The 15,847-nt window shown below is 49.2% G+C and carries 21 protein-coding genes; 18 read left to right on the top strand and 3 right to left on the bottom strand.

The genetic code is table 11. The features are described from left to right. Window positions 1–669 precede the first annotated feature (669 nt). The 11 genes from IQ260_RS14730 (at window position 670) to IQ260_RS14680 (ending at window position 9,959) form a co-directional block, all read left to right on the top strand. Window positions 670–1,038, top strand: a complete 369-nt coding sequence (locus IQ260_RS14730; protein WP_193993863.1) for a PadR family transcriptional regulator — start codon at window positions 670–672, stop codon at window positions 1,036–1,038. A gap of 407 nt (window positions 1,039–1,445) precedes the next feature. Beyond that, entirely contained in the window at window positions 1,446–1,655 is a 210-nt protein-coding gene (locus tag IQ260_RS14725; RefSeq protein WP_193993862.1) for a hypothetical protein, read from the top strand. Between the two features lie 401 nt (window positions 1,656–2,056). Next, entirely contained in the window at window positions 2,057–2,332 is a 276-nt protein-coding gene (locus IQ260_RS14720; RefSeq protein ID WP_193993861.1) for a hypothetical protein, read from the top strand. Window positions 2,333–2,484: 152 nt separating this feature from the next. Beyond that, window positions 2,485–3,555, top strand: coding sequence for a hypothetical protein (locus IQ260_RS14715; protein ID WP_193993860.1), 1,071 nt, complete (start codon window positions 2,485–2,487; stop codon window positions 3,553–3,555). A gap of 8 nt (window positions 3,556–3,563) precedes the next feature. Further along, complete coding sequence (locus IQ260_RS14710) at window positions 3,564–3,947, top strand: HNH endonuclease (protein ID WP_228016102.1); 384 nt, start codon at window positions 3,564–3,566, stop codon at window positions 3,945–3,947. Further along, entirely contained in the window at window positions 3,947–5,113 is a 1,167-nt protein-coding gene (locus IQ260_RS14705; RefSeq protein ID WP_193993858.1) for a DNA adenine methylase, read from the top strand. The genes IQ260_RS14710 and IQ260_RS14705 overlap by 1 nt, the downstream gene beginning before the upstream one ends. A gap of 82 nt (window positions 5,114–5,195) precedes the next feature. Further along, the gene (locus tag IQ260_RS14700; RefSeq protein WP_322744966.1) at window positions 5,196–7,343 is read left to right on the top strand and encodes a pentapeptide repeat-containing protein; all 2,148 of its coding nucleotides are present in this window, start codon (window positions 5,196–5,198) and stop codon (window positions 7,341–7,343) included. Window positions 7,344–7,604: 261 nt separating this feature from the next. Beyond that, window positions 7,605–8,180, top strand: a complete 576-nt coding sequence (locus IQ260_RS14695; RefSeq protein WP_193993857.1) for a hypothetical protein — start codon at window positions 7,605–7,607, stop codon at window positions 8,178–8,180. A gap of 26 nt (window positions 8,181–8,206) precedes the next feature. Further along, window positions 8,207–9,007, top strand: a complete 801-nt coding sequence (locus IQ260_RS14690) for a hypothetical protein (protein WP_193993856.1) — start codon at window positions 8,207–8,209, stop codon at window positions 9,005–9,007. A gap of 220 nt (window positions 9,008–9,227) precedes the next feature. Further along, complete coding sequence (locus tag IQ260_RS14685; protein WP_193993855.1) at window positions 9,228–9,761, top strand: hypothetical protein; 534 nt, start codon at window positions 9,228–9,230, stop codon at window positions 9,759–9,761. Window positions 9,762–9,809: 48 nt separating this feature from the next. Then, window positions 9,810–9,959, top strand: coding sequence for a hypothetical protein (locus tag IQ260_RS14680; protein ID WP_193993854.1), 150 nt, complete (start codon window positions 9,810–9,812; stop codon window positions 9,957–9,959). 36 nt (window positions 9,960–9,995) lie between these two features. Here IQ260_RS14680 and IQ260_RS14675 read toward each other — a convergent pair whose 3' ends face one another. Further along, window positions 9,996–10,784, bottom strand: a complete 789-nt coding sequence (locus IQ260_RS14675; RefSeq protein ID WP_193993853.1) for an SH3 domain-containing protein — start codon at window positions 10,782–10,784, stop codon at window positions 9,996–9,998. Window positions 10,785–10,809: 25 nt separating this feature from the next. Here IQ260_RS14675 and IQ260_RS14670 point away from each other — a divergent pair, with 25 nt between their 5' ends. The 6 genes from IQ260_RS14670 (at window position 10,810) to IQ260_RS14645 (ending at window position 14,416) form a co-directional block, all read left to right on the top strand. Next, entirely contained in the window at window positions 10,810–11,835 is a 1,026-nt protein-coding gene (locus IQ260_RS14670; RefSeq protein WP_193993852.1) for a metal-dependent hydrolase, read from the top strand. Between the two features lie 19 nt (window positions 11,836–11,854). After that, a complete protein-coding gene (locus IQ260_RS14665; RefSeq protein WP_193993851.1) occupies window positions 11,855–12,235 on the top strand; it encodes a hypothetical protein in 381 nt (126 codons plus the stop codon). Window positions 12,236–12,312: 77 nt separating this feature from the next. Then, window positions 12,313–12,837 (top strand): hypothetical protein, encoded by a 525-nt coding sequence (locus IQ260_RS14660; protein ID WP_228016100.1) that lies wholly within the window; start codon window positions 12,313–12,315, stop codon window positions 12,835–12,837. A gap of 239 nt (window positions 12,838–13,076) precedes the next feature. Then, a complete protein-coding gene (locus tag IQ260_RS14655; protein ID WP_228016098.1) occupies window positions 13,077–13,625 on the top strand; it encodes a hypothetical protein in 549 nt (182 codons plus the stop codon). 38 nt (window positions 13,626–13,663) lie between these two features. Then, window positions 13,664–14,188, top strand: coding sequence for a hypothetical protein (locus tag IQ260_RS14650; RefSeq protein ID WP_193993850.1), 525 nt, complete (start codon window positions 13,664–13,666; stop codon window positions 14,186–14,188). 30 nt (window positions 14,189–14,218) lie between these two features. Next, window positions 14,219–14,416 (top strand): hypothetical protein, encoded by a 198-nt coding sequence (locus tag IQ260_RS14645; protein WP_193993849.1) that lies wholly within the window; start codon window positions 14,219–14,221, stop codon window positions 14,414–14,416. Window positions 14,417–14,441: 25 nt separating this feature from the next. On the opposite strand, the gene IQ260_RS14640 is transcribed toward IQ260_RS14645, so the two are convergent. Next, the gene (locus IQ260_RS14640) at window positions 14,442–14,654 is read right to left on the bottom strand and encodes a ribbon-helix-helix domain-containing protein (protein WP_193993848.1); all 213 of its coding nucleotides are present in this window, start codon (window positions 14,652–14,654) and stop codon (window positions 14,442–14,444) included. A 240-nt stretch (window positions 14,655–14,894) separates the two neighbouring features. Here IQ260_RS14640 and IQ260_RS14635 point away from each other — a divergent pair, with 240 nt between their 5' ends. Continuing rightward, entirely contained in the window at window positions 14,895–15,434 is a 540-nt protein-coding gene (locus tag IQ260_RS14635) for a tyrosine-type recombinase/integrase (RefSeq protein WP_193993847.1), read from the top strand. A 7-nt stretch (window positions 15,435–15,441) separates the two neighbouring features. Here IQ260_RS14635 and IQ260_RS14630 read toward each other — a convergent pair whose 3' ends face one another. After that, entirely contained in the window at window positions 15,442–15,624 is a 183-nt protein-coding gene (locus IQ260_RS14630) for a hypothetical protein (protein WP_193993846.1), read from the bottom strand. Between the last annotated feature and the right edge of the window lie 223 nt (window positions 15,625–15,847).

Below are 15,847 nucleotides of genomic sequence, written 5' to 3'. Positions count from 1 at the left end.
TTCCGACTACGCAGCCGACGAGTCGTGATGTGGTGGAAATCGTGGGCCTTTTTCAGGAGCTAAAAGGCGCATTGCCTGAGGCCCAGGAAACGACAGTACGAGCGTTTGCAAGCACGTTGTTTATGCAGCGCCGGAAGGAGGACGCAGAGTTTTAAGAAACATGCGCAGCCTTGACACTCGCGCAGGGCTGCGCCACCCGATACCCTTTCGCTCCTTTCCTTTCTTCTCTCTTCTCCTCCAAGAACAGATAGCGAAGTCAACCGACCAATCCCCCACTAGTTTTTTTGGCCCCATAGCTTAAAGAAGCGCAGGAACGAAGCGCCTTCTACAAAACCTTCTGCAAATGGCTAACCCTTTTGTAGTGGAGTGGATGCGCTACGCTCAACCCAGGGCCAAAAAAACGAAACTGAAACGTGGAGAGCAGCGAAACAACAACCTACAGACTACAGAATTCTTAAACAAAGATGATACGGTCTCAACTTGGACTTAATGGATTGAACCATATTTTTTTGCCAACACCCCTACTGTCTTTAGCATCCAGTCAGACAAAAGTATTTTATATCCAGGGTTTCAGAAATTTATTCTAAAAACCCACATATTTATATGTTTTTACAGTACTATTGCAATTAATATCAATTTTGAGTCGATGTCCATGTTGGGATTGGTGTTATGTCTTCCAAAAAAAAAGGTTCTGATGATAAGGACCAAAAACCAGTCCGTATCTCAGCGATAGATGAGGATGTCCTCACCGCATTGCTGGGCCGCGAGCTGTATGGTCTTGAGATATTAGACCAGCTCAATCTAGATCGCCCTAGTGAGCTGAAGTTTGGCAGCTTATATCCAGCACTCAACCGTCTTGAAAAGAAGGGGTTGGTGTCCTGGCAATGGGGTGATGAGGTGGACGAGTCGGGAGGGGCTCGTCGCAAGTATTACAAGGTGACTGGCTTAGGAGCCAGATCTCTGAGAGCAGTACAGGAGTACCGAATATCTCTGGGCCAGAGAGCGAGTCAAACGTTAGTCATGTGTGGAAGTCTCTGAAATGAATAACCTAAAGCCATCCGACTTTTTCTCATTACATGATTGTCCAAAATGTGAATCACGTAGTTTGCTACAGGTGAATACGAGGTTCAAATGCCTTAGTTGTGAGTATGAGAGAGATCTTGAGAAGCTCATTGTGAGGAGACAGTTTTCTTTTACCGTAAGTAAGCGCAGAAGATTCTTGCCAGAAGAATGCATTGCTGAGCTAAGCTGCTTACAAATTCGCTTGCAGACAACAAACATATCTCCCTGGCGAATTCGACGACGGATGGTACATGAATTTGTCTTTCTACTCTGGATGCATTGTGTCCAAATGCGAATAGATAACTTATTTCTGGGTTCTGGCCAAGACCATACGATTGACGACTGAGTTCTAAATTGGCTGCACAATACCAAGGAGTAACCCCATGTTTGGTCAAAAGCAAGCGATGCCGCCAACGCCCGCACCACCGCGCGATGGGATTGAGTTCTCGTTTCGACTCTCTGGCGCAAATTTTATTAAGCTGGCTTCCATCGTCGGCACTTTACTGCTTAGCTCTGGTCTGCTGATGCATTCCACATCCCAGGACTTGGCTGTTGGTAGCACAGTAGAGCTGATGACTCAAGCAGACGATTGATAATCCTCACTCACGATAATCCGCTCCGCATGCCGTCACAAGTGGGAAGGATTAGAGATTTAAAACCTTTTTGCTATGAGTAAAACCAATAACCGAAGACTCCCCAAAGTATCCAAGCTGGATTAATGACAATTACCCAGTGCCTGATCCAAGTTGGGACTATTACCGGATTTACGAAATTGCGTTGGCATAGCCGCTCTAGTAGAGCATCGCACTTGATCGAGAATCAACTCGGCTTTTTTCTCAAATCTCTAACGAAGAAACGCGCACACCAGCAGCAGACCAACGCATCAGAGAACGGCTTAAAGAGGTAGCTCTGCAATGTAATGAACTTATGCAGGAATTAGGTTGAATTGCAGCCTAAACAAACTATAATCACAGCCATCAGATACGCTAAGCCCATGAGTCAACTAAGCAAGCTTCTCAAAGACAGGTTTGAGAAGCAGGGAAAAACCAAATATGCGTTGGCTAAGGCGATGGCCGAGGCCGATGGTACTGGCAAATCTGCTACTAACTTCACTAGCAAGGTAACCAATACTCTTGAAGCTCCTGAAGCACGAGTGTTTAGAGGAGTTAAAGAGATGGTTGAGCTGCTGGGTGGCGAAATCGTGATTCGCTGGAAGGATGAAAAAGTCGTTCGAAGTAAGACCGAGATTACAGAGGAGGTGATCGATTAAACTAATGCTTGAATCCTGAAAATCATGTATTTCGAGTAAAACAAACATTTCTGAGTGAAAACACGGAACGTTTGTACTCTAGATCGCATTAAAAAAGCCCAGAGCTGGCAGGCTCGGGGCTTTCAAATTCAAAACAAATTTCTTGGTCAATTATGACACATAATCCCAGCGGGCGACAAAAATCGTCCCACCTTCGGCTGACCGCAGCCGAGGTAAAAGACATGTGGAACGAAGGAGAATACACCCCTCAGGGATATCTACATCACTTGATATTGGCGCATCGGAGCCCAGGTTGGGTATGGCGCATCGAGAACGTATCTCAGTTTTGTAAAGATTGGGGCTTGAATCGGCGTACTTTCTATCGGGCTAAGGCAGCCCTGATAGATAGAGGAGTGCTCGAGGAAGAAGTCTTTGGAGCAATTGAACTCAAATTAACTAGTACAAATGTGTGTGACTCATCTGACACACCTGTGTCAGATGAGTCACTGGTAGTGCCAGATTTGTCACACTCAGTGCCAGATTTGTCACAGCTAGTGACAAATGGATCACACTCGACGCTGGAAACCGTTGATACACAAAGCGCCTGCAACTCTACATCTTTAAAACAACTAATTACACCTACTACACAAGACGTGTGTGTCAGTGAAAATGTAAATAATTCAGAAGTAAGGACAGAAGTAAGCGTTTTCGACCGGTTACCTGCTCAAGTTGAGAATGCAGAGTCTCCCAATGAGGCAATACCTCCAGGTAAAGAAACTTACGCGCCGCCGATTTTACTCGAGGCAAAGAAAAAGTTTGGTATCAACTTGGAAGATACGCAGCTGCGTAAGTCCATCGAGTTTTGGCCGGAGCGGGTAGAAGTTGCGATCGCATGCCTTGAAGAAAAGCAACTGACGGTCAAATACCCAACGCGGTTCTTACAGAGAGCCATTGAGGAAGACTGGAAGCCTGAAAGACGAACAGGCGGCAGCGAGTGGCGCGACTGGTTTAACGAAGCGTACAACCGTGGTTTAGTCAGCGCCGGTCGCGAGGACGATGGTGTTCAATATGTCCTTACAGCTGACGACCATTGGGTTCCGTTTGAGCATCTACGGCGGCAGAGCTGGGAGCAGTTAGAAGCGCAGCTGAAGCCGATCACCGTCGATGCCCATGCCGCGCCGGATGAGCTGACACCAGGGCAATCTCAAATTATTGAAGCCATGGCCGTACTGGTCGAGGGGTAACGATGCCCATGGATCGATCGCTCTATCCCGATAACTGGGATGAGATAGCTTTAGCGATCAAAGAATCAGTGAACTGGTGCTGCGAAGCCTGCGGTAGACCCTGCCGTCGTCCAGATGAGACCCGCGAAGCCGCTATCTTTCGGCTAACGCTGTCTGACCATTGGACAGTGCCCGAACTGTGGGAAGCCAACGACCCGGAGCCGTCGATATCGCGGCTGGGCCGGTTCAAATTAACGGTGGCCCATTTAAACCACATACCCGGAGACTGCGATCTCTCGAACCTTCGCGCCTGGTGTGCTCCGTGCCACTGTCGCTATGACCTCAAACAGATGGGTCAAAAACGGGTACTCAAAGCAGAACGACACGGCCAACTACGTTTGGAGGGCTTGTAATGCTAGTAGGCACCCAGTTATCGGCATTGCCAGACGTGCCACCCTACGAAATCAGTAATCCATGTTCTGGGGGAAATATTCAGCGGCCAGCGTTGCGATACTTTGGCGGCAAGTGGCGAATCGCCCCATGGATAATCAATCACCTGCCTGAGCACCGGGTTTACTGCGAACCCTACGGTGGAGCGTTCAGCGTCGGACTACGCAAGTCGCCAGCTGCGGTCGAAATTCTCAACGAGCGTAACCCCAACGTTGTCAACTTCTTCCAGATGCTAAAGGCATGGCCGAGGGAGTTAATCACGGCCCTAGACGTCTCCCCCAGAACACAGGCTGAGTTTGAGAAATGCAAGGTCATCGAGGGCGACACGTTAGAGCAAGCCAGACGTTTCTATCTTCAGTGTCAGATGTCGTTTAGCAATGGCGGTGGCCGTTGGAGTAGTGGTACGAGCACGGCCCGTCTGCGCCTGGTGGAGGACCAGAACTGTGATTATCTGTTAGCCGTTTCTAGGCGTTTGGCTAATGTTCAGATTGAGCATGGATTGGCAGAAACTGCGATCGCAATCCACGACAGCGCCCACACCCTATTCTATGTCGATCCACCCTACGTTCAGAGCGTTCGCGGCAGCAAAGATTCACGTCACATCAACGGTGCTCCCCGACGGCAGTACGCCTATGAGATGATCGACGACGATCACCGGCAGCTGGCTGCTATCCTCCGTCACTGCTATGGAATGGTGGTGCTCAGTGGCTATCGCTCAGACCTATACGACGAACTCTATCCAGACTGGCAACGCATCGAACGCAAAGTCAGAACCAGTAGCCGAGGGCAGCGGGTAGAGTGTCTTTGGATTAAGCCCGCCTGCGACCTGATCCGTGTCGGTGGCCAACAGACCGCGCCACCGAAGCCCCGAACCCATCGACCGAAAGGCAGCGCTAGCGGCTGGCTAGAGACCAGAACCGGCAACAAGAAACGAAAGAACCCAACAGTTAGCTACTACTACCGCTGGGATAGCCCTAGAGGGCGAGTCAGTGAGTATGTCAAAGCCGGTCGAGTCACTCGGGTCCATCAGTTGATTACGGATGGTAAGCCAGCGCTGGAAATTCTCAAGGTGGTGGTGGAAGGAAAGAAAAAGCTTTCAGGGGTTTCTGCTGAATTGCTGGGTCAATGACTGAAAATCTGTCAGGAGAAGGAACAATTGAACTTGATGAATTAAGCTGGTGTATAGGGAGTTTGGCGTATGGAGTTAGTCCGTGAAAGCTGCTGAGGTGCTGCGACTGTATGAAGCCGATCGGCGAGACTTCAGTGGAGAAAGTCTGAGAGGAGAGACCTTTCAAGGCGAAGACCTATCAGGAGCAGACTTTAGCGGAGCTGATATCCGTAGTACAAATTTCACTAATGCAAACTTAACAGGGACCAAATTTACTGAGGCTAAAGCTGGATTGCAGAAGCGTTGGGCGATTGGATTAGCTGTTGCCTCGCTTTTACTATCAGTCCTTTCAGGATTCTTATCGGCATTTGTTGGGCATTTTGTTGCACTGATATTCGATTCCAGTAGTCTTGAAAATCAAGTGGCAGGATGGGTTGCATTAGCGGTTATTTTTGTATTCTTGACTCTGTTATTCCGTAAAGGTGCTGTAGTTTTAGCCTTAGCGGGAGCTGGAACCTTAGCCGCAGGCTTAGCCTTATCCGTAGTCGGAATCGTAGCCGTAGGTTTCGCCTTATCCGGAGCCTTATCCGGAACCTTAGCTGGAATCGCAGCTGTAGCCATAGGCTTAGCCTTATCCGTAGCCGGAACTGTAGCCTTATCCTTATCCATAGCCCTATCCGTAGCCGGAACTGTAGCCGTAGCCGGAACCGTAGCCGGAACCGTAGCCGTAGCCCTAGCCATGGCCTCCAGCTTAGCTGCAGGCTTAGCTGGAGGCTTAGCTGGAGCCTTGACGTTAGTGAGTGCCTATGTAGGTTGGCGAGCGTTAAAGGGTGATAAGCGAGATGCGTGGATTCGTTCTGTTGCCATCGCGTTTGCGGCCATCGGTGGCACGAGCTTCCGTGGGGCGACGCTGACCGATGCTGATTTCTCTCAGGCACGTCTCAAAAGCTCTGATTTCAGGCGCTCAGTCTTACTTCGTACCCGTTGGCGAAATGCTGACAAGCTAGATCGTGTGCGTCCTGGTGATACCTATCTCAACACCCCTGAAATTCGTGAGTTGGTGCTGACTGGCAATGGTCAAGGTCAGTCTTATGATCATCTCCTCAATCTCGTAGGCATCAACTTACAAGGAGCCAACCTGGTCAAAGCTGACTTTACTGGCTCAATCCTCAAAGATGGCAATTTGCAAGGGGCCGACCTGACGAACGCTAGTTTGATGGGCGCTAATCTCAATTGGACCAATTTGCAAGATGTGGATTTATCCGGCTCCAGGCTGGTTCAAACCCAGCTTGACGAAGCCGACTTAAGCGGCTCCATCCTGACCGGAGCTTACATCGAAGATTGGAACATCACCACCAAAACCAAACTCAACGGCATCCGCTGTGACTATGTGTACATGCGCCTACCGCCAGAGGGTGATCTAAACCGCGATTCTCACCGTAAGCCTGACGATCAGAAAAAGACGTTTGCAGATGGTGAGTTCTCCGACTTCATTGCGCCCATGGTCGAAACCCTTGACCTTTATCACAACCAAGTATTAGACCCGCGAGCGCTGGCCATTGCCTTCCACGAATTACGAGAAAACAACCCCGGCGCAGATCTTGAGATTGTCTCCATGGAGAAGCGAGGCAAACAGCGAGATCAGTTACTAGTCAGAGCTGAAGCCAGTCAACAAAGTGACTTATCAGCGTTGCATCGTCAGTATTTTGAACGCTACGACTATTTACTAAGCCTGCCACCCCAGGCAATGCAAGCCTTGCTCATTGAGAAGGACCGAGAAGTTCACCGGCTAGCAGGCCTAGCCGGTACCGCCATTGAGCGACCTAACAATCAAATCAATAACACCTATCAAACCCAAGGAGATACCATTGTGTCTGAGCAAGGATCTAACGTATCTAAGTACAATCTCAGCAACGCCCAATTCGCAGGCGGCTTCGCTGAAACCGTCCAAGGCAATATGGAAGGTGGCACTATCAACAATCAAGCCGCTGAAAAAACATCCCTCGCCGAAGCCGCCGCCGAAATCCAAAACCTACTAAAACAGCTAGAGCAAACTGCCCCAGCTGAGACCATGACCGAGAAAATGACCCTGGCCACCCAAGCCATCGCCCAAATCGAATCTAACCCCACCTTCAAACAACGTGCCGTCGCTGCCCTCTCTGCTGGTGGCATAAAAGCGTTTGAAAAGGCGATTGATCATCCCGTCGCTGCTTTTGTCGTAGGGGCGGTTGAAGAGTGGAAAAAATCGTAGGCGTTGCTCAGGAACAGGGCTGATTGGCCATTAGCTAACAGCAACCTTCGCTAAGAATTAGCTGATTCTGTGATTTCCCCCAGAATAAATGTGACTTGAAACTAACAAGAACTGACTTGCTTCGTATCGTCTAAATCGCACATATCAAATTCTGTCTCTTCGTGCGATTTACCGAATCTTCACCCGAAGACCAGAAACGCTACGGAATTTTTTTTCAAAATTCCTATCCATAATATGGGACACAGGGAACGAAAAAAAATTATGACTGACCAGAATTCTGCCGTTGAAATCCAGATTCGCCCGAATGAGCTGATGGATCAATTAGGCATTAAAAAGGATGCTTACTACGCTTATCTAAAGGCATTAGATATTACGGCTGAAAAGGATTCAAATAATAAGGCATATCTTACAGAGGACCAGGCAAAATTAGTTAGGCTTCTCCGTCAGCATGTGGTAGCCGGTGGCAAAATCGATGAGTTCGATTTGGAATTAGCATTGCAAGCCGCTGCAGAGTCGGCCTTGGCCATTGCTGATAGTGGAGAAATTGGAACGCTCAACGGGCAGCCCGACCCGGAACCCACGCAGGAGATTGACCTATCTCAGGGGCTAGATATGGAAGCTCTCTATCGAGAGGCGTCAGAGATAGCCGTTGAGCGTTTGACGGCGAGTGAGCGGGTTGTGATGGCGATGGCTAGCAAGATGACCTACGAGGATTTGCATCCTGAGGCCAAGGCTAAGGTTGATCACGTAAGGACTGCATCCGTCCCAAAGTTCAATCCTCACGAAGTTGCGGACAGCCTTCTAAGCCAGTTTCGGCAGCAGATGCAGGCGGCTTAAGCTACGACTCCGCCGACTGCCAAAAGGTGTGCGCTGCTATCGAGTCGGGTAGCAGCGTGCTTGTGCTGGCAGAGCTGGGCATGGTGGGCGATATGCCGCAGCATTTGGTGATGCGGTTTGTCGATACGTTTGCCGTTGCCACCGCTGTCTACAAAGGCAGTGGCAAACGCTTCTTTGTACGTCTGGCCGAGCAGCTGGATATCCCCACGATTGAGGACAAATACGACAAGAACGGCGAGCCCTGCGGTGAACGGGCGCTGACGATGGATCAGCTCAAGGACGAGATTGCCGAGAACGTAGGGCCGGAGACGTTGTTGATCCTGCCTGAAGCGAAGCGGCTAAGCACCGGGATTCGGTATTGGCTGGAAGACTTGATCAATATGGGCGTGCGGGTCTGCTGCTTTGCGGCGGCGAACCCAGGCAAAGACATCTTTCTAGAGATGTTGGAAATAGAGCTGGAGCTGCCCACCGATCAGATAATCCGCGAGACGATGCGGGCGGAGGCGGAGCGGCTGGGGCTGCAGCTGAGTAAGTCGCGGTTGGCGGAGTTGCAGCCGTTAGCGGGGCGTAACCCGATGCTGGCGCGGAAGGTGATCCGCAACGAGCGGTTAGGGCTGAATCAGTCAGCGAGTCCGCAGCATACGCAATATGTTGTTGTCATGCCGATTGTGATCGCCTGTTTGATGGCGTTTGGCATTGTGCGGTTTATTGGGATGGGAACGCAGAATAAGAGCCTGTATATCTTTGGGGGGACGGCACTGGTTGCGGGGATGACGATGAAGCAGTTGGGGCAGGTGCGAGGGGCGCGGAAGCGGTTAGGGCAGTGACGCTCCTCATGGGTTGATTTTTAGGCTCTATGAATCGCTGTCCTTCTTAGTGAATTTAATAGTGGAATCAGTATCGGGACTGTTGTATCTCCAGGGAGTTTTATCGTCAGCTGATGCTGGTGGAGTTTGGTTCAGAGGTTTACTTGGAGAAGATGGTGGTTGTTCAGATTCCGTGGATGGATTTGAGCTAGAACTAGATGAGCCGTGTTGATTCTCAGACATGATGCAGAAATCCTCTGAGTACTTTAATAGCGAAAATGATGGCCAGGATTCGGAGGAAATCTCTAATCTGGCTTTAGCCTATGAGTATACTCAAATATTTCTTGGTCAGTGTGATAAACAGATTGATGACTTGAACAACCGTCTCACCACTTTTTTAGGGTTTGGAGGATTGCTTTTAAGGTTTGGTCTAGCACTCCCTGACGGTTGTAGAAGCTGTGCATTATTCAAAGCTGCCGTATTGCTCTTAACTACAATATCTGTTTGCGTAAGTAGCTATGGTTTGTTAGCAAATGCAGTGGGGGCAACCATTAAGCCCCAGTCATTGATGTCAGATGATTGGTTTAAAAAAGAGAATAACAGAGTTAAGGCATCAATGACTAATACTTGGATAGAAGGAATATCACAACTAGAGAAGTCAGCGACGAAAAAACAAAGCCAACTAAACTATTCAATCTTTTGCATTGGTGCAGCTGTTGTTGCTTTTGGCGCTAACTCGCTGATATCAACATTTTTTGGGGAATGCGTTCAGTAATTATTTCAATCTGCTCATACTAGAGTATCTGAGCTTATCTGTGCTCTATTGATTGAAATTCCAGGGCCTAAAGTTGCAACTCCCTCAATCCCAACCCAATCCTCATCCCTGGGCAACTTAGAGCTGTCCACCACTGACAGCGATGATGGAGCAGCCTATAACTTCAAGCGCAACTGGCGCTATGGTCTGGGCCAATGATGGCGATTACCCACGCTGCGATCTCAAATGATTACCTTAAAGTCCAAGTGCTTTACCTTCCATCCATCCAATCAGATCTCCAATTTGTACTCGATACCACCCTCTGCCGAATTCTCCTAAAAGGATTACAGTCGTTCCATTCCTGAATGTACCCACTACCGAATATTGTGTTCCACCACCAGCACGTAGATTAGCTGCGTTTGCTGGTGCTGGAGCCTGAATAGTACGAACGGTTAAACTAGACACTTCTGTTTGGAGTGAAGGCAAATTACTAGGGTCTTTTGCTAACTCTTTAATTGCTTCTTTATTGAGGCTTTTGATGATACCTATATCCACTAAGAACTTAAGACTTTTAGCTGCTTCCCTTTGGGCTTCCGCTAGTGCTTCAGCTTTTTCTTTCTCTATCACTTCAGTGTCTTCTTCATTTAGCACTTCAGTGTCTTCTTCATTTAGCACTTCAGTATCTTCTTCATTTAGCACTTCAGTATCTTCTTCATTTAGCACTTCAGTATCTTCTTCATTTAGCACTTCAGTGTCTTCTTCCTCGGGATATATTCTTGTCAGCTCTTTCTCTATGATGGAGAATTCAAATTTTTGACGTTCCAGTTGAGCGTTGCTAAAGGCTTCTATAATCCCTGTGAAAGTGGCTCCTGCTAGTCCCCCGATGGATGTTGCTATGGCAATTAATAGTGGGGACGATAACCATAGGTTACGTCGGTCAATTTTCAATTGATTCAGGGTTTCCTGAACCTTGAGGGCAAATTCTTTATCCTGAAGGCTTTGTTCTATTGCTTTTTGAGATGCTTGGGATTTCGATTCGCTCATTGACCGACTGGAAAAAACTCAGCATATGTTAGCAATCACCCACGCCGCGATCGCAACCGCAGGCGCATCCTTACTACTCGGCACCGCCCAACCATTACCGCTAGCGCTCGCCGTCCTGGGTAGCCAGCTGCCAGACATCGACACGACGACGAGCATCATCGGCCAGGTCCTTTATCCGGTGTCCAGCTGGATAGAAGACCGCTACCCACATCGCAGCGTCACCCATTCCTTAGCCGCGACTGTTGCTATTGCAACTATTTCCGTGACCATAGGTGTGGCGTTGGGTGATATTAAGCCATGGTTGGCATTACCGCTGGGGCATTTGCTGAGCTGCTTTTCCGACTGCTTTACGCGCCAGGGCGTCCAGCTGTTTTGGCCTGACCCCGCCTGGTCTATCAGCGTCTCAAATCCTAAGCGGCGACTACGCACGGGTGGGCCTGGTGAATATTGGGTGCTGGCGGTGGCCGTGGGTTTGTTGTTGCTCGGTATATGGCTGGCCGGTACAGGCGGTGTCACCGGCCAGGTAAACCAAAGCCTGGGCCTGCGTGATGGCGCTATGGCGACGTACAACGCCAATGCGGCTAGCGCTGAGGTCTACGCTGAGATAACCGGTGTGTGGGCCGATGATCGCACTGATGCCAGTGGCCGTTATCTGATACTGGATGCCTTGGGTAATGAATTTGTGGTAACTGATGGCCAGGGTGTTTATCAGACGGGTAAGCAGCTGCTGGTGGAGAAGCTGACGACGGCGACCGGTGCGGCGATGACGCGGACGACGCAGACGCTTACGTTGAATGATGAGGATGTCGTGTCTCGGCTGCAGGCGTTGCGGATGGCGAACCCGTCAGCGCGGATTTATCTATCGGGCTCGATTACGGTGGACTTTCCCGAGGATGTGCGGCCTACGGTGCTGCCGAGGCAGCTGCCAGCGGTGACGGTGGTGGGTGAGTCGGTGGAGTTGGCTTATTGCGATTTGGAGGTTGCGATCGCGTTGCTGAGTGATCAATGGGCAACGGGAAACCTGACTGTGCTGTTATTGGCTGCACTCTAATACTTTTGGGTTTAATTCAATGGACAATATCTCAAAAACAAAAAATACGTCTTGGCAACAGTTTGTTGATGTTTTTGGCCTTGTGAGTAATGTTATGTCTGTTACTGGAATAACATTACTTTGGTTGACAGATTTTTTTAAAGAAGACAACTATAACATAGTTTTAATACTGCTCAATGTCGCATTTTATTTGACGTTTGTGTTGCTCAGCTTAAGCCTATTAACCTTTGCAATCATACTGGTTGTATATGGTTACAAACGATTAGTAGCTAGAAGAGCATTTTCGTTTAAGTTTCTGTACTTTACAGCTGTTATACCTATCACTTACATAGTTCTTGGTTTTTTGTTTATAGGCTTAAATGGTTTTGCGGTATGGCTGTCGCGCTGGTTCTTTTGGTAGGATTTATTACCATTATGGTCAATGTAATTGAACGGGAATGCTGTTAGAACATATCTGCAGTTTTGCCGAGTTCATTAATGCCTCTAAGGCAATTGATTCCATATTTCATAGCCTGTATTGCTGTTAGCGGCGTAGCCATCGCCCAACAGCCCAGCTTCGTCACGCCTACCCCAGAACAACCCACCCAACCTAACGAAGCCCCCCGCCGCCTCACCATCAGCGTCTCCGTCACCGACCCCGATGACCTCAAAGTCACCGCAGGCGATCGCATCGCCGTGGGCCAACTCATCGCTGACCGTACCCGCGATCGCAACCGCCTTGAAGCCCAGGCCCGACAGCTAGACCTAACGCTGCAACGCCTCGAGCACTCAACGATTACGCCACCGCTACCACCAGCCACCCCGCCACCGATAGCCACCCCAACGTATCTAGAACAAAACGCCGCCATCGCCCGCGCTAAGGCCGACGTGGACCAGGCCGAAGCGTTGATAACGGCCAAGCATCAGGAAATCGACTACCTGGCCCAGCTGACCCACATCGATCAACTGGTAATGGAGCATGAGCAGGCCAAGCTAGCAGAGCTGCAACGTCACCACGATTGAATCACAGTTAGACAGTCATCAATTACGGGTGGCGGTGGCCGAGGCGAAGTATCGCGCGGGGCAGGGGTCGACCGCTAGCATGCTAGGCCTGTGGCAACAGACTGAAGACCTGACGGCCAGAGGGTCTGAAAAACGCATTGAGTAGACCCAGGTAAAACGAGCGTTAGAAATCCTCATGGGCGAGACAGACCCAATATTCTAAAGTGACAAAGGTGTCTGGGGATGTCGTTAGGTGACAGATGGCAAGAGCAGTTCAAGTTAAAACCACAACTGGCCAGTTCCTTGAGGGACAGATTGTGGCTATGGACGAACGTCATCTAGATGATGTCGAACTATTTTGGCAGCCTATTCTTGCCGAGGTGAGTCAGCCTGATCCGGTGTGGAAGTGGGACTATAAACTACGTCAGTCTCAACAACAGGATCGCTACGAAGCGTATTCTCTCGATTTGGATAAACTGTCCCAGGGGTTGTTGTTTATTGAAACCCAGTGGCATCGTTCCCAGCAGGCCCAGCGGTTTCCGTTGGTGTATGTAGAGATGATTGTGTCGGCTCCTTGGAATCGGAGAGACATTGAGCAGCCGACATGGCTTACAGGAGTGGGCAGCTTGTTGTTGCTATTCTCTCGTCAGCGCAGTGTGGAATTAGGCTATGGTGGCCGTGTGGCGCTGCATTCGTTGCCTAATGTGGAGGGTTTCTATCATTCCCAGGGGATGCCTGATTATGGACCAGATCCTGAAAAAGACGGGTTGGTATACTTTGAGTATTCTGCCTTTCCGTTGCAATCGTGAGCCCTACGCCTAATCATTACTAAACCTCGAACAAGCCCATGGATGATCAACGACTTGCTGAGCAACTAGCGAAGACCGGTAACCTGATGGATTTGACTTACGAGGATGACTGGTGGGAGGCCGATGACTGGGATGGCCCCGTTGAAACAGGGCTAATGGCTAAGCCTTACATAGAGTATCTAGAATCCCTTACCCCTGAGCAACATCAGTTTCTACGCTGGCGAATGCGACTGTTTTCTATTTTGTATCCAGAGCTGCATGAGTGGGTACAGTCGTGGCAGCTGGGTCACAGTTTTGAAGCAGTCCATACCAAAGCACGGCGACTTATCTATGAGCGCTTGAAACACCCAACGTCAGAACAAACCGCTTGGATCAATGCGCTAATCACCGAAGATGATCAGAATCTGCCCAGGTCGGAGCGGAAATTGAGATCGCAGGTAGTTCCAATGCTGGCATCGCTCTTGACCCAAGAGGATCAACAGATATTGGCAGATGTTGCGGCTCAAGGAATGGCTCAAGGGGTGTTGCAGATGGTGCAGCTAGCCCCAGTTCTGTCGGTTTAGTCTGTTGTATTGGTTAGGAGACTGAGCCCCATGACTCTTGCTGAAATTAATCGTCAAGCCTTTAGTACTTTGGTAGAGAGCCTGGGCTATGTCAATGCAGTTCGCTTTTTCAAGCAATTTGATATGGGTACAGGTGACTATACGCGCGACCGCCAACAGTGGCTAGAGGATGTCACCCTCGATAGTCTTTGGGTAGAAATTCAGCAGTGCCAACAGGATGCATCCTAGTGCTGGCAAGTGTCTGCTAGCTTTTCTATATCAAGGCCGTCAGCTTCTTGTACTGCTTTTCCAGCCGCTTCAATCGACGATTCATCGCCGCGACGGATTCCGTATCGGTTTTTTTCAAGTACAGCCCAATCGCTTCCTTGACCAGCTCACTCTGACTTTTGCCGGTCTCTTCCTGAAGTGTGAGCAGCTGAGCGTGCCAGGCAGGCGGAATGCGTCCAGCGACTAACGGTTTTTTCATAGTTGTTAACAGGGTTATCTCGGTTAACCCAGACAGAGTAACGAACAGCTGGTTTTGTTATCGCCTAAACGCGTTAACCCTGTTAACCGTGTTATCACTCATCAAGCCAGCGATGTAGCGAATTCCCTGTGTTTTTTCTATTGAGACTGATTCCTGATAGAATTGCGAGTTTTTACGTAGATTTCCTGAACCCCTTGAAAACTGGTTAAACTATATTTGCTAAAACAAGCATAAGAGCAAATGCCTAAATCCAACCGCTATGGCCAAGCAGCCATCTGGAGTGACTCAGAATTAGATCAGCTATTCTTAGAGTTAGACGAGCGAATGCGGTGTTTATTTTCCATTTGCCTTTACACGGGCTGCCGAGTCAGTGAAGCGCGGCAGCTCCGAGCAGAAAATATTGTGAACGATTGCATTGTGTTTCAGTGGGAAACCACTAAGGGCGGTAAGCGTACTCGCCAGGTGGAGATTCACCCCACCCTTAAAACTATTCTGGGAGAAACTGAGCTACCGACCACCGGCTATCTATTTCCTGGGAAGCGCGGCGGTTGCATTACTCGGCAAACGGCGGATGCGGCCTTACGGAAGGCGTGCGATTGCTTAGGGTTTGAAGGCTACAGTACTCATAGCTTCAGGCGGACGGCCTTGACCCGGCTCAGCAATGCGGGCGTGCCCCTGCGCGTGATTCAGGAGATATCAGGCCACGCTGACCTAGGGGTGCTGCAGAAGTATTTGGCCGTGTCGCCAGAACAGGTAAAAAGTGCGATCGCAAATATTTAGAAGCTGGCTACTGATGGTAAGTGTCTAAATTTTCTATTTGGACATGTGTCTCTTGTTGTCGTCCATCGATCAATAGCTCACCATCACCAAAGCGAAATCGGATAAAACCTTGTTGATTTAGGGCGACTACACCAAGAACAACAATGCCTGTGATAAGCAATGATGCAGCAATTGTTGGATAGTATTTCATCTTGACTAAGATTCCCTTGAGGAATGAGCTTTAAGAACTACATCTATAAAAACTCAGCCAAAGATGAATTCCAATTGCAGTTTCCCTAGGTAATTACTCACGGTTCGCTTAAATTTAGGAAGGGTTGCCTAAATTATCCGGTGAGTGAGAGGTAGATATCATCCGAAGCCTTCAACAACTGCAGAATGCGCTGTTGCCGCTCAGATAAAGCAGAGAGAAAATA

Source organism: Leptolyngbya cf. ectocarpi LEGE 11479, assembly GCF_015207065.1.
Lineage (GTDB): Bacteria > Cyanobacteriota > Cyanobacteriia > Phormidesmidales > Phormidesmidaceae > Leptothoe > Leptothoe ectocarpi.
The sequence above is the reverse complement of the archived record's forward strand: the minus strand, read 5'-3'. Positions and strand labels throughout refer to the sequence as shown.